Source organism: Salinibacterium sp. NYA9b (assembly GCF_976973725.1).
The window spans coordinates 2895195-2908526 of sequence record NZ_OZ333476.1 but is presented as its reverse complement, the minus strand read 5'-3'; the positions used below and the strand labels follow the sequence as shown (position 1 = coordinate 2908526).

Here is a 13332-nt window from a genome sequence, read left to right as displayed (position 1 = left end):
AAACGCTCGGCCCAGCAACCGACCTAGCGCTCGATCACGCTGCCGCCGAGGTGCTCGAGCCCGGTCTGCTCTTGCCCGGTGCCGCGCGCAAAGTCGGCGAGCGAGCTAAACGGGGTCACCCCGATCGCGTTGGTCGGCCAGGCAATGAGGGTTCGTGGTTCGAGTTCGGTCGCGCGCACGTAGAGGTTGTTGTCGACGGTGATGCCGAAGTCGCGGGCGCTGCGGGTGCGGGAGTAGTCCTCGATCCAGATGAGAGCTTCACTGCTGCCGACGAGAGTGTTGCCGACGATGCTGACGTCGGTGCCGACCCAGGTCATCTCGGCGTCATCCAAATACCGTTCGTCGTGACCGGCTTCGTTCTCGTCGCTCTTGAGGCGGTTGTCTTGCAGCACCGCGATGGCGTTGCGGCTGCCCACGACGACGTTGTCGCGAATCTCGACACTGCTCGTGTCATTGATCTTCATGCCGAAGATGCCATTGTCGGCGAGGTAGTTGTCGGCCACGAGCGCGCGGGCCGAGATTTCGAGAAAGAGCCCGTGGCCGGCATTGCCCACGAAGGTGTTGCCCGTGATGGTCAGGTCGCGGCAGGACTGATCGAACCACAGGGCCGTCGCGTTGTTGTCGGAGAAGTCAGAGTTGCGGATCTCCACAGTGCGCGAGCGCGTGAGTTTGAGCCCGCCCGCGACGGGTGCGCGGTTGAACCACTCCGTGTTGTTGCCGGATGCTTTCAGCCCGTCGACCAGCAGGTTGTCGGCGTAGTTCGCGGCCACTCCGATCATCCCGCTTTCGGTAACCGTCACCTGGCGGATCGTCGTGTTCGCCGCCGTGATGAACAGGCCTGTCGTTGCCGACTCGGTGATCACCACGTTCTCAATTGTCACGTCGGGTCGCTCGACCGTGACTGCGCCAAAGTCGGGCACCGAGGGCGCAAAGCGACGAATGCCGATGCCGCGAATCGTCGATCCTTCTGCCCGGATGCTCAGGGCCCGCTGAAGCGTGCTTGCCCTCACGGTGTGGCCGCTGGGGTTCTCGCCGAGGTACAGCACGCCTGCGCTCTCGTCGTGGAAGAAGCTCGACACCGTCACCTCGTCTCGCGAGCCGACCTGCGTGAGTGGGGCGTCATCCAGCCACAGTTGGTCCGGATGGGCGGCAAGCGGATGCCCGGCAGTCACGAAGTTCCAGTACTGCTCGGTGTTGTCGGGGGCGCCCCGTTCGTAGGTGGGGCTCGAGTCGAAGACGGTGCCCCACGCCACCGACCAGAGCTCGCCATCAGCCTGCTCCCCGTCGGCCTGCCAGCCATCGACCACTTCGCTGCCGTCGAGCCAGACGACCTCTCCCGGGTGCGACTGCACCGTCACCGGGGTACCCTCGGCGATCGTGAACGCCTCGTGATACTCGCCACCCCGCAGCACGATCATGCCGCCGGCAGTCACCCGCGCCAGCGCCGCCTTGATCGTACGGAGCGGTGACTCGAGGCTGCCGTCCGCGTCGTTGTCGCCGGTGGGCGAGACGAAGAGAGCGCCAGCCTGGATGTCGTAGCTGGTGGTTCCGAGCGTGGCCGCTCCGGCATCCGCAGCGCTCGCCGCAACATCGTCGGGGGCGCCGACGCCCTCGACAACAGGAACGTTCGGTCGAGCGGTGCTGTTGGCGCTGCCGCCGAGAGACGAGACCACTAGAGCACTCGCAGCGATGGCGAGAGCGAGCACGATTGCGACCGCAGCGAAGACCTGTCGGCGTCGAAAACGCCGATTCGTCGTGCCTGTCGCAACGCTCACTAGCGCTCCTTATGGCGTGAAAACCGCAGCAATCGGGGGTGCGCTGCGGAATCGATCCGGTATCTATTCTCCCAGAATCGTGGGAAAGCTACTAGGGTAATGAAACCTGCAACGCTTGTTCGGCACACTGTTGTGTCGATTGTTACCCATCCCGATTGGGGTTCAACGCGTGGAAAGTTTGAGCTATCTCGAAATTTTCCGGCAGCGATGGCGTGCGATCCTTATTGCTGTCGTGGTCGGAGTGGGTTCCGCTGCGCTTATTGCGTTCAGCATCGCGCCGACCTACACGTCGACCGCCACTCTCTTCTTGTCGGTGAAAGACGTCAACGCCACGCTCGCGGAGCGTTCACAATTCTCCCTCGCTCGGGTCAACTCATACACCGACCTCGTGCGCAGCTCGGAGGTTCTAGAGCCGGTCATTTCTGACCTCGGCCTCGACCTCACGGTGCAAGAGTTGCGCAGCCAGGTCTCGGCAACCAACCCCAACAGCACGGTCAACATCAACATCGCTGCTCAGGCCAGTAGCGCTCAGGATGCCGCCCGCATTGCCAACGCGGTCGCCGACAGTCTTTCCCGCCTTGTTTCCCGCGTCGAAAATTTCGGCACGTTCTCGGTCTCGCTTGAGCGCCTCATCCCGGCGCTGCCGCCAGCGGCTCCGAGCGCTCCGCAGAAGACGGTCATTCTGGGTCTCGGTCTGGTTGCGGGGCTCGCCGCCGGCGCTGTACTCGCCCTGCTTTTGGCGCGCTTCGACCACCGGATGCGTCAACCCAGTGATGTGCGCCGCGTCACAGGATTGCCCGTGCTCGCGGCCGTTCCGCGAGGGCATCGTCGCTCGCGAGGCAACGGTGCTGACCCCGAGTCGACAGTAGAGGCTGCGTACACAGAAGCTCTCGCCCGCATCACCCAGGCCAACGGTGGCACGGTGCCGCGCATCCTGTTGCTCGCGCCGGCCGGAGCCACAGCCAATCACGCTTCGGTCTCGTTGGGCGTTGTCGGTGCAGTTTCTGCAACCGGCAGGCAAGCGCTTTTTGTCGAAGCGGAAGTTTCTGGGGGCGATGACACCGCCCTTGGCCACTTCGCCGGCACCGCAGGCCTCGCTGAACTGCTCAATGAGTCGACGACTCTGCCTGAAGTCACGCGCACACTCGACGGTTCGGAGGCACTATTCGTTTCCGCCGGGGTCGCCGAAACGACCGAAGTGGCCGCCGACAAGACCCTGCGATCGGTGCTCACCCGGCTCATTTCGCGAGCGGATGTTGTGATCACGCAAGCGACATCCGAGAGTCGCCCGCTGAGCATTCCCCTCATCGCCCCGTTCGTGGAGGTGGCCATGATCGTGGTTCGCTACAACCACACCTCCGAGGCTGAACTTGCGCAGACCGTCAGCCAGCTTCGTATTGCTGGTGTTCGCCCGCTCGGTGTCGTGCTGACGGGTGTGCCGAATGCTCGCCACCTCGAACTGATGGCGACGTGGACTCCGGATGACTTCGCAGGCGGCCCCGCGAAAGCGCACGTGCATTTGCGGCGCAAGGCCAGCAAGACCGCGGCGCCCACAGCGACCGCTACTGCCACCGCGGGCCCTTCAACGGACACCAAGGTTGGTCCCGACAGGAAGAAGAGCATGGCATCCGAATCCTCACCTTCGCCGACGCCCGTGCCGAAGCCCTCACCGCCTAAGCCTGCCCCGCCCTCAGGGCGCACCGAGCCTGCTGACGCCTCAGCCGCCGAGCGCTCAAGCGAGAATGAACGAGTGGTCGTGGACTGATGTTCGCGACAGAACAGCGGGGGCGCAGTACCGTCTCACGTTCCTTGATCGGAACGTGGCTCCTCGTTGTTCTGAGCGTCGTTTCGTGGCGTCCCGATGCCCTCTTTGATGGCGGCTTCGATGTCGTGGTTATTGCGAAAGCCCTTGTCGCGTTTACTGCTTTTCTGTGCGCGGTAGCGATTCATTCGCGCGCTCGCGTTCACGCGCGAGTGGGTGTGCGATCGGTCATCCTGCTCTTCATCGTTGTGGGCCTCTCGTGTGTTGGCGCACTAGCGGCAGACAGCCCGATGCCGTCGCTCGTGCTCGCCGTACGCATCGTGCTGCTCGCCGCCACGGTCTACGTGTTGGCGAGCAGTGCTGCGCCGCTCGAGGTGTTGACGTCCCTGTTCATTGCGATGGGCATCCTGACTCTTATCGGTGCCGCGAGCGGGCTGCCCGAATTTCTGAGCGACGGCCGGCTGCCGAGTGGCATCCCCGCCATGAAACCCAACGAGCTCGCCGGGCTTGCCGCGCCGCCCCTGCTCGCTATTGCGATCGACATCGCGCAGCGAGGGCTCACCCCGCGCAAGTCGGTGCTGCTCGTCACCTTTGCCGCGATCCTGTTGGCGACCGGATCCCGCACCACCCTGATTGTCGTCGTCATCGCGATGGTGCTGGCGGTCGTGCTGGCGTGGCCGGTTCCGCATTCCACGGGCATCGCCCTCATCCTGCTCGTGCCCGTCTCCTATGCCATGGTGGCGTTCACAAATGTGGTGTCTGAGGTCGCTATTCGCGGTCAGGATGTCAGTGAACTCGCGACTCTCAGTTCCCGCACGATTGCGTGGCAAGCGGTGTTCAGCATCCCGATGGACACCTGGCACAAGTGGATCGGTGTCGGCCTCGCGGCCAAGACCATCGAGGTGGATCAGCGCTGGTGGGATGTTCAAGTGCTCGACAGCAGTTGGATCTCCATCCTGTCGCAGGCCGGCATCCTCGGACTGATCGCGGTCGGAATCTGGGTGCTCTTCACCCTGAGGGACAGTCTCAAGAATCGCGAACTGCGCACCCTCACGCTTCCCCTGCTCGTTCTGCTTCTCGTGCGTAGTGCGCTCGAGAACGGGCTTATCGAGTCGAGCGTGATCTTCACGCTCTTCTTCCTCACGTCGCTCGTCCTTGAGCGAGGGCACCGTTACCCCTTCGAACGCAACCACTCTGTGCGGTTCGCGCTCGCTGTGGCACCAGCGCCCATCCCCCTCGAAGAACTCACACCTCCCCCGACCCGAACCCGGTGAGCACATGTCTCAAAGAATTGGATACGCCGCAGGAGCCTACGACCTCTTTCACGTTGGCCACCTCAACATTCTCAAACGCGCAAAAGAAGAGTGCGACTACCTGATCGCCGGCGTTGTTTCCGACGAAATGCTGGAGCAGACCAAGAAGCTGCGACCCACAGTTCCTCTTGAGGAGCGCTTAGAAATCGTGCGCAGCATCTGCTACGTGGATGAGGCGGTCGCCGAAACGGTGCCAGACAAGTTGGAGATGTGGCGTCGTTTGCAGTTCACGACGTTCTTCAAAGGTGACGATTGGCGCGGCACCGAAAAGGGGCTGAAGTTGGAGCGCGAGTTCGCCGCCGTCGGCGTCGAGGTTGTGTACTTTCCGTACACGGCCAACACGTCGAGCACCGGCCTGCGGCGGGCGTTGGAGTTGATCGAAGAGATGTCAGCCCGCGCACGGGCGTAGCGGAGCAAGCGCACCCGATTCACGCGGCAACCATTCAGACACCCGGAATAGCGTGGCGTTGCGGGCGGTTCTCCCCTGCAACGACATTTTCCCCAATTTTTGGAGCGCCATGAATCTCACCCAGCAGCTCAAAGAACGTGCCGACAACAGTGCGGCCACAAAGTCTGCCGAAGACAGCGCGACCCTCACGAACTCGGTGACCGAAGTCGAAAAGGCTGGCATCGTCAACAACGCGCTCAAGGTCGGCGACACCGCCCCTGACTTCTCGCTGCCGGATGCCGAAGGCAACACGGTGCGCCTCAGCGAACTGCTCGAAAAGGGCCCCGTTGCGATCGCGTTCTACCGCGGCTCCTGGTGCCCCTACTGCAACATCGAACTCAAGGCGCTGCAGGACATGCTTCCCGAGTTCCGTGCCGTTGGAGCAACGCTCGTGGCGATCTCCCCTCAAACCCCCGACGAGTCCCTCTCTCTCGAAGAGAAGCACAACCTCGAATTCCCAGTGCTCTCCGACGGCGAGCTCGAAGCGATCAACGGCTTCGGACTCCTTCACCCCGTGGATGACCGCACTAAGGCGTTCTACGAAAAGTCCGGCTACGACCTCGTGAAGTCCAACGGTGCGACCGGCTGGCAGCTGCCGCTTCCCGCAACCTACGTGATCGCGCAAGACGGCACTATCGCGTTCGCGTTCGTGCAGGCCGACTACAAGTTGCGTGCCGAGCCCGCCGACGTTGTTGAGGCGATCAAGGCTCTTTAGTCCCTCGGCCGCGTACCGATTTTTAGTACGCGGCCGCCGCCCTCCGGCTCAGGCGTAGGCTGGCGGGATGATTGAAACTCAGACACTTCTCGATGGCAGTTGGGCGTGGATTGCCCTCGCTATTGTCACCGCCGGCCTTGCGGAAATGAAGCATCGTCGGCGCTGGGTGTGGTTTCTTCTCGCCCTCATCTTCGGGCCGATCGCCACTGCGCTCGTCGTGATCTGGCGCCGCCCCGATTCCCCCTTCGGAAGGTAACGCAGTATGTCTCACCAGTTCGCTAGCTACGTCGCCATTGGTGACAGTTTCACCGAGGGCGTCGGAGATGAACTGCCGGATGGTCGGGTGCGCGGTTGGGCAGACCAAGTTGCTCTCGGTCTTGCGCTCGCATCGCCTGAGCCAGTCACCTATGCCAACCTCGCCATCCGGGGACGCCTCCTCGCACCCATCGCGGGGGAGCAGCTGAAAGCTGCTGTTGCCCTCCGGCCTCAGCTGATGAGCCTCAATGGTGGCGGAAACGACATCATGCGCCCCAAAGTGTCGCTGGAATCGATCACCGACCAGCTGCTGGCCGCAGTCGACACGGCCACGGCCAGCGGCATCCACGTTCTGCTGCTGAGTGGTGGCAACCCCAGCAAGCACCTGCCGTTCGGTTCGGTGATGGCCACGCGCGGTGATCGTTTGGCGCAGGAGGTCATGTCGCGCGCGTCGAAGGACAACGTGACGTTCGTCAACAACTGGGCGGATGCCGAACTCACGAAGCTGCAGTACTGGTCGGTCGACAAACTGCACCTCAACGCGCGCGGGCATGCCCGGGTGGCGAGCAACGTCTTGTCGGCGCTCGAAATTGCGGTGCCCGACTTTGGCGCTGATGAGGGGCCAGCGGATGACGCTCGCCCCCGCACTGCGGCCTACTGGCGTGAATACGTGCTCCCCTGGATCGGTCGCCGTCTCACCGGGCGTTCCTCGGGCGACAACCGCGAACCGAAGAGTGCGACCCTTCAGCCCGTGGAGATCGCGGGGCGCTAGGTTTTTCCGGCGGCGTTGGCGAGGCTGGCGCCGCACAACGATGAAGGAGCTCTCATGACAACGGCACCGACTACTTACGAAGTTCACGGGCGAAGCGTTGCCCGTCATGAGGCGTCAATTCAGGCCGGGAATCAGACGATTCCGATTGATGCGCTGTGGGGTGCCTCAGTGTCTTCTGCGCTGCCAGGGCCAGCGGATCTACTCGCGTCAGCGTTGGCCGCATGCATGCTCAAGAACCTCGAGCGATCCGGTGCGCTCATCCCGTTCAGCTACGAGAGTGCTGAAATTGATGTTCGCGCCCGCCGCCAAGATGCGCCGCCGAAATTCGTCGAGTTTGAATACGAAATTCGCCTTGTCACGAACGAAGACGAACGACGGGTTGATATGTTGCACCGGAACCTCAGCCACTACGGCACCGTGTACAACACGCTCGCGGCGGTGGCCGACGTGCACGGCACCATTGTTGTGGTCAAGCCCTCCGCCGAGATCTAGGCGCGCGCGGCGAGCTAGTTGCGCGCGGCGAGCAGTTCCGCGAGACGCGGCAACTGGGTCTCATCGGCGAGTGCCGAACCGACCGCAACAACCTTTGCGCCCGCGGTGAGGTACTCGCCGGCGTTGCCGGCATCCATTCCGCCGGTGGCGACGAATCGCATCGCGGGGAACGGTCCGCGCATTGCGCCGAACCAGCTGGTGCCCAAGAGGGATGCCGGGAAGGCCTTCACCCAGGTGAGGCCAGCGGCTTGTGCGGTCTGAACCTCGGTCGCGGAGGCAACGCCCGGCAGCGGGGGCATGCCCGCTTCGAACGAGGCGCGAACGACGTCGAGGTCGAAGCCGGGGCTGACGGTGAAGGCCGCTCCGGCATCCGCAGCTTGGCGCACGTGCTCGAGGGTGACGACGGTTCCCGCGCCGACGGACTTGCCGAGCTCCTTGCCGGCGGCAACAACGGCGCGCAGGGCTTCAACATCTTCGTCGCTCTGGATGGGCACTTCTACGGAATCGATACCGAGCTTCCACGCAGTCTGTGCCAGAGCAACGCTGCGCTCGACGCCGAAGCCGCGAAGGATCGCCATGAGGGGCTGACCCTCGAAGAGCTGGTCGAGGGATTCGTTAGAGATCTGAGCCATGAGAGTGAGCCTTTCAGCGGTGTGGGGAGAAGAGTTAGAGCGTGGGGAGGTCGGTTGTCGATTGCAGAACGAGAGCAGCGCGGTCGTGGCCGAGGCTCAAGCGCTGTTCCGGAGTGAGCCCGGTGAGGTAACCGCTGAGGTAGCCGGCAGCGAACGCGTCGCCCGCTCCGACGGCTTCAACGACGTCAACCGTGTGGGCGGGCACGAAGACGCTGCCCTCGGCGCTGAACTCTGTCGCGCCGACGTCGCCGTCTTTGATCACGAGGATGCCGGGGGCGTCGAGCAGCGCCCGCACTTCTTCCGGCGTGGTCGTACCCCACAGCACTTCGGCCTCATCGAGACCGACGAGCACGATGTCGGCGCGGCGGGCGAGAGCGAGAAGGGTAGGGCCTGCCTCTTCGACCGGCCACAGCGCGGCGCGGTAGTTCACGTCGAAGCTGACGACAGTGTCGCTGAGCCTGGCGCGGTCGAGAACCGCCTCGATCAGTGCGGTGCAGCTAGCGGAGAGGGAGGGCGTGATTCCCGAGATGTGGGTTATGGCCGCGTGCTCGAACGGAACGGTGGCGAGATCATCCGGTGTCATTGCCGATGCCGCAGAACCCGCGCGATAGTAGGTCACACCGTTGCCGGGATCTTTGAAGTAGAAGCCGGTGGGGGCATCCGGGGTGAATTTCACGAGGCTCGTGTCGACACCGCGCTCGCGGAGTTGGCGTTCAACGCGGCGACCGAAAGCATCGGTGCCGAGGTGGCTGGCCCACGCGGCGTGATGGCCGAGAGCGGAGAGGTGAACGGCGACGTTTGACTCGGCGCCACCGGTTTCGAGGTGGAACAGCTCAGCCGTTTCGATGGGCTCGGCGACCGTGGGCGTGATGAGCACCATGGTCTCGCCGATCGTAATGATCTCCGGCTTCGTTGTCGTTTGCACAGTCTTACTATCGACCATGTGCGCATTCTGTGCAACACTGTTGCATATACTGCAACACGCGCGTGAGGCGAGTCAGCCGACCTGCGCGGCAATCAGAGGGAGCCCGGATGTCGCAAAGCGTTCGTCGAGCAGCGCGCATCATCGACTCGGTTGCCCTTCGCCCGGCTAGCGTGAGTGAGCTCGCCGAAGAGTTCAGCGTGCACCGCTCCACGATGTTCCGCGAAGTGCAGTCGCTCGAAGAAGTCGGCTACCTGCGCAAGCGAAAGAATGGCGAGTACGTGCTCGGGCTGCACCTCATTGCTCTGGCTCATCAGGCATCCGACAGCCTTGATCTGCGGGAAATTGCGCACGATCGACTCGCGAAACTCCACCGCACGGTCGGTAACACCATCCATCTCGCGGCGATGGTCGACCACAGCATTGTCTACGTCGACAAGATCGAAGACACCAGCGGGGTGCGCATGTATTCGCGCATCGGCAGCCCAGCCCGGCCCTACTGCAGTGGCGTTGGCAAGGCGATCCTCGCGGAACTTACTGCCTCTGACCGGGATGCCGTGCTGCGAAACGTGGTGTGGGAGAAGTTCACGCCCAAGACGCTCACGACGCGCCCCGAGCTCGATGCTGAACTCGCGATCGTCTCCGCCCGCGGCTGGGCGGTCGACGACGGCGAGTTTGAGGACTTTGTGAACTGCGTCGCCGTGCCGATCTATGGCCCTGCCGGTGTCGTAGGCGCACTCTCGAACACAGCGATTCGGATGGTCGCCGACCTCAATGCGCTCAAAGCCAACCTGCCGCTGCTGCAGAGCGTGGCGCGCGAGATCTCGACGGAGCTCGGCGCGGCCTGAACAGAATTTTCCTCGCGTATTCGCCTAGGGTTGCAGCATGGCCAACTTCACCGCGTTCCTCTATCGCCTCGGCGCGACGGCGGCGAACATCGCGCAGAGCGTTCTGCAAGCCAACGGCGGCGGTAACGGTGATCCCCAGGTTTTCGACGAAACGTCGAAGCGTAAGCGTGACTCGGCGGCTGAAGCCAGCCCCAACGTTAAACCCGACGCGGGGCCCAAGGCTGAGCCCGAAGCCGACCCGAGCTAAGCAAGCGACGCGCGAACGCGGTCGCGCTCGGGCTGCGGCAGGCGCTCGGTGGCGCGACGAATTGCCGGCCGCGGCAGGCGCTCCGCGTGCGTCTCAAGAAACGCGAGTACGGCATCCGGATGCACGGCTAACAGTTCGCGCAGCACCCAACCGAGCGCGCTCGAGACTGTTTCGCGCTGGTCATCGACGCAGTTGGCGAGCAGACGAAGGCACGGGTCGATCGGCATGAAGACGGCGTTCTTGCCGCTGTAGTGGATGAGGCTCACCACCGCGATACGCCGTTGCCATTCGCCGTCGGCACGGCTCCACTCCTCGAGCGTCGGGATCACAAGCTCCGGCTGGTCAGCCAGCGCGAACGAATACAGCCGAGCCAAGTCGTCGGCGTGAGCCCAGTTGTCGATGCGCCCGATCCAGCCGACGGCGGTGCTCCAGAGTTTGGCGCTGTCGTCAGCAGTCCAGGAGCGCGAACCGATCCGGCGCCGATAGAAATCGAGTGCCGCGAACATCACGTCGCCGTTGTTGGTCAGGTTCCAGATCTGATCCCACGCAGCGAGTACGGATGTCGAATCTTGGTCGGTGAACGAAAAGCCAGCCTCAACCCGGCGGCGTCGGTCGGGCGTTCGGAGTCCGAGGTACTCATAGTCGGAGCGCCGGTCGGCCCGCACGAGATCGCCTCGTTCGGGCGAGATGCCGGTCTCGGTGGCGAGCGCGGAAAGCGCGCCGAGTACTTCGGCGAGGTGCTGATGCGTGTCGGAAGAACTCACGCCCAACCTTCCCACAGCACACTCCGCGCGGCGAGGCGGATGCTCGGCCCATTGCGCACCAAGGGCAGTGCGCGCGCAGGTGACCCCTACCGCGTGGGGTCGAAAACTTCACCGTCGTCGTTTTGCACAGCCCAGCTGAACCACATCTCGAAATAGAACGGAATCTCAGCTCCGTCTGGCCCGATGATCTCCAGCTCGCCATCAGTCTTCGTGAGCGAGACCGTGCCCTCAGCGACAGTGGTTTCGTAACTGATGCCGTCGTCGAGCGTCAGCCACGGGGCTGCCACGTGGGTGTCGCCCACCGTGAACGCCACGAAGATTTCTTTGGACGGGTAGCGGTCATCTACTCGGCTGGGCACGAAGTAGAAGCTGTCGCTGTCGTCATAGCCGGCGTAGGGATTGTTGGAGTAGTCGCGCGTATGGCCGGTAGCTTCGCTGAGCACCACGGCATCCGGGTGGCGCTGCTTGATCTCACCCAGACTGAGCAACTGGAAGCTGTGCAGCTGGAGTTCGCTCGGGTAGTGCGTGCCAGCCAAGGCGTTGCCGGTGCTCTGCTGCCAGAGCGTCTCAGTCTCACGGTCGAACATGATCATGTTGCTCTCGAGAAGTCCGCCGCTCACTCCGAAAGTAGTGACGGTTCCGTCGGGCAGCACGCTGTCGTACACGGCTGCGCTGCCGCAGAGCGGGCAGAAGCTCACAGCGATCGGTGCACCATCGATCGTGTCGTTCACAATTTCGTGCCAGACCAGAATGTTGTAGGGGTACACCTTCGTTTCGGTGTCGCCCTGCACCACAATGGCGAGAACGTCATCCGGATGCTCGAAGTCGGCTACTGGCTCAAAGCGGGGCTCATCGATCGCCGGGATGCCATCTTTGGGCGGCCCGCCGCTGAGCGCCTGGCTGATTGCCGGGTCGGCCTGCGACCAGTCGGTGGCGGCAAAGCCTTGCTCAAGGAAAGGCGGGATATCAACCGCGCTGGATGACGAACCTGTCGTTCCCGCGGAACCGCTCGGCGAGGTGAGGTTACTGCCGCTCAATGCAATGCCCGCGACGATGGCTGTGATTCCCGCGACGGCGGCGGCAATCACGATTGCGGTTGTTCGCTTCTTCATGAGCTGGCTCCCGGTCGTGGCGCGTGGTATTCGCCCAGACTAAGAGGAGCCTGCTATTCGTGTCTGTGACATGGCGCACAGAGCGGTCGATAGCGCGCTATCGACCGCTCTGCCGCTAAGAATTCGGTTTAGGAAACCGCGCTCGATGCTGCCCACAGGTTGATGCCGGCATCCTTGGCGTGCTCGTCGATCGCAGCCAGTTCAGCATCCTCGAACGAGAGGTTCTGAACCGCAGCAAGGTTCTGCTCAAGCTGCGTCACGCTCGAGGCGCCGATGAGGGCCGACGTGACGCGGTCGTTGCGCAGCGCCCACGAGATGGCGAGCTGCGCGAGCGACTGGCCGCGTCCGGAAGCGATGTCGTTGAGCGCCTTTACGCGACCGAGCGTTTCATCGTTGAGCATTCCCGACTTGAGCGAGCCACCCTTGGCTGCGCGCGAGTCTGCGGGAACTTCGCCGAGGTAGCGGTCAGTGAGAAGACCCTGAGCGAGCGGCGAGAAGGCGATAACGCCGAGGCCGAGTTCGTCGACGGTGTCGAGAAGGTCGGCTTCGATCCAGCGGTTGAACATCGAATACGAAGGCTGGTGGATGACCAGAGGCGTTCCGAGGTCATTCATGATGCGAACGGCTTCGCGCGTGAGTTCGGGGGAGTAGCTCGAGATTCCCGCATAGAGTGCACGGCCCGAAGTTACGGCGGTGTGCAGCGCACCCATCGTCTCCTCCAGAGGAGTGTCGGGGTCGGCGCGGTGGGAGTAGAAGATGTCGACGTAGTCGAGACCGAGTCGGTTGAGGGACTGGTCGAGGCTCGCGAGCAAATACTTGCGCGACCCCATCACACCGTAGGGGCCTGGCCACATGTCGTAGCCGGCCTTGCTCGAGATGATCATCTCGTCGCGGTACGGGCGGAAGTCTTCGCGCAGAATCTGGCCGAAGTTCGACTCGGCAGAACCGGCGGGAGGGCCATAGTTGTTGGCGAGGTCGAAGTGAGTGACGCCGAGATCGAAAGCGCGGCGCAGAATGGCGCGCTGATTCGCGATCGGTTTGTCATCTCCAAAGTTCTGCCAGAGGCCGAGAGACACGGCCGGCAATTTCAGGCCACTACGCCCAACACGGCGGTAGGGCATCGGTTCGTAACGGGCATCATCAGCGACATAGACCATTCGCTAATGCTGCCATAACTTTCCTCACTGCAGCAGGGAACGGGAGTTCCTCATCGGGACCAGTCTGCTGCTGAGTAAGTCACATCACACTTCCGGCCAGTGCGGGAGCCGTAGCATT

The 13332-nt window shown here is 63.2% G+C and carries 15 protein-coding genes; 9 read left to right on the top strand and 6 right to left on the bottom strand.

The genetic code is table 11. From position 1 onward, the window contains the following. Positions 1–23: 23 nt before the first annotated feature. A complete protein-coding gene (locus tag ACWFSR_RS13950; RefSeq protein ID WP_447522683.1) occupies positions 24–1775 on the bottom strand; it encodes a right-handed parallel beta-helix repeat-containing protein in 1752 nt (583 codons plus the stop codon). Positions 1776–1944: 169 nt separating this feature from the next. Between ACWFSR_RS13950 and ACWFSR_RS13945 the strand changes: the two genes are divergently transcribed. From ACWFSR_RS13945 to ACWFSR_RS13915, 7 genes are all read left to right on the top strand, one after another. Further along, a complete protein-coding gene (locus tag ACWFSR_RS13945) occupies positions 1945–3540 on the top strand; it encodes a Wzz/FepE/Etk N-terminal domain-containing protein (RefSeq protein WP_447522682.1) in 1596 nt (531 codons plus the stop codon). 44 nt (positions 3541–3584) lie between these two features. After that, positions 3585–4811: an O-antigen ligase family protein gene (locus ACWFSR_RS13940; RefSeq protein WP_447522681.1), complete on the top strand. Its 1227-nt coding sequence runs from the start codon at positions 3585–3587 to the stop codon at positions 4809–4811. 4 nt (positions 4812–4815) lie between these two features. Beyond that, positions 4816–5259 carry an adenylyltransferase/cytidyltransferase family protein gene (locus tag ACWFSR_RS13935; RefSeq protein ID WP_197106797.1) on the top strand — a complete coding sequence of 148 codons (444 nt, stop codon included), beginning with the start codon at positions 4816–4818 and terminating at the stop codon, positions 5257–5259. Between the two features lie 109 nt (positions 5260–5368). Further along, positions 5369–6013, top strand: a complete 645-nt coding sequence (locus ACWFSR_RS13930; protein ID WP_197106796.1) for a peroxiredoxin-like family protein — start codon at positions 5369–5371, stop codon at positions 6011–6013. 67 nt (positions 6014–6080) lie between these two features. Further along, on the top strand, positions 6081–6269 hold the full coding sequence (locus ACWFSR_RS13925; protein ID WP_197106795.1) for a hypothetical protein: 189 nt from the start codon (positions 6081–6083) through the stop codon (positions 6267–6269). Between the two features lie 6 nt (positions 6270–6275). Next, positions 6276–7040 (top strand): SGNH/GDSL hydrolase family protein, encoded by a 765-nt coding sequence (locus ACWFSR_RS13920; protein WP_197106794.1) that lies wholly within the window; start codon positions 6276–6278, stop codon positions 7038–7040. Between the two features lie 54 nt (positions 7041–7094). Next, positions 7095–7532, top strand: coding sequence for an OsmC family protein (locus ACWFSR_RS13915; protein ID WP_197109235.1), 438 nt, complete (start codon positions 7095–7097; stop codon positions 7530–7532). Between the two features lie 14 nt (positions 7533–7546). On the opposite strand, the gene ACWFSR_RS13910 is transcribed toward ACWFSR_RS13915, so the two are convergent. Together ACWFSR_RS13910 and ACWFSR_RS13905 are read right to left on the bottom strand one after the other, a co-directional pair. Then, positions 7547–8164, bottom strand: coding sequence for a bifunctional 4-hydroxy-2-oxoglutarate aldolase/2-dehydro-3-deoxy-phosphogluconate aldolase (locus ACWFSR_RS13910; RefSeq protein ID WP_447522680.1), 618 nt, complete (start codon positions 8162–8164; stop codon positions 7547–7549). Between the two features lie 34 nt (positions 8165–8198). Further along, complete coding sequence (locus tag ACWFSR_RS13905; RefSeq protein ID WP_447522679.1) at positions 8199–9107, bottom strand: sugar kinase; 909 nt, start codon at positions 9105–9107, stop codon at positions 8199–8201. 89 nt (positions 9108–9196) lie between these two features. Here ACWFSR_RS13905 and ACWFSR_RS13900 point away from each other — a divergent pair, with 89 nt between their 5' ends. Both ACWFSR_RS13900 and ACWFSR_RS13895 read left to right on the top strand, forming a co-directional pair. Beyond that, complete coding sequence (locus ACWFSR_RS13900) at positions 9197–9934, top strand: IclR family transcriptional regulator (RefSeq protein ID WP_447522678.1); 738 nt, start codon at positions 9197–9199, stop codon at positions 9932–9934. Positions 9935–9971: 37 nt separating this feature from the next. After that, positions 9972–10181, top strand: a complete 210-nt coding sequence (locus tag ACWFSR_RS13895) for a hypothetical protein (RefSeq protein ID WP_447522677.1) — start codon at positions 9972–9974, stop codon at positions 10179–10181. Here the strand turns inward: ACWFSR_RS13895 and ACWFSR_RS13890 are convergent. The 3 genes from ACWFSR_RS13890 to mgrA form a co-directional block, all read right to left on the bottom strand. Further along, positions 10178–10945: a DNA alkylation repair protein gene (locus ACWFSR_RS13890; RefSeq protein WP_447522676.1), complete on the bottom strand. Its 768-nt coding sequence runs from the start codon at positions 10943–10945 to the stop codon at positions 10178–10180. The genes ACWFSR_RS13895 and ACWFSR_RS13890 overlap by 4 nt on opposite strands. Positions 10946–11031: 86 nt before the next feature. Beyond that, positions 11032–12057 carry a DUF3179 domain-containing protein gene (locus tag ACWFSR_RS13885; RefSeq protein WP_447522675.1) on the bottom strand — a complete coding sequence of 342 codons (1026 nt, stop codon included), beginning with the start codon at positions 12055–12057 and terminating at the stop codon, positions 11032–11034. Positions 12058–12185: 128 nt separating this feature from the next. After that, a complete protein-coding gene (gene mgrA / locus ACWFSR_RS13880; RefSeq protein ID WP_447522674.1) occupies positions 12186–13214 on the bottom strand; it encodes an L-glyceraldehyde 3-phosphate reductase in 1029 nt (342 codons plus the stop codon). Between the last annotated feature and the right edge of the window lie 118 nt (positions 13215–13332).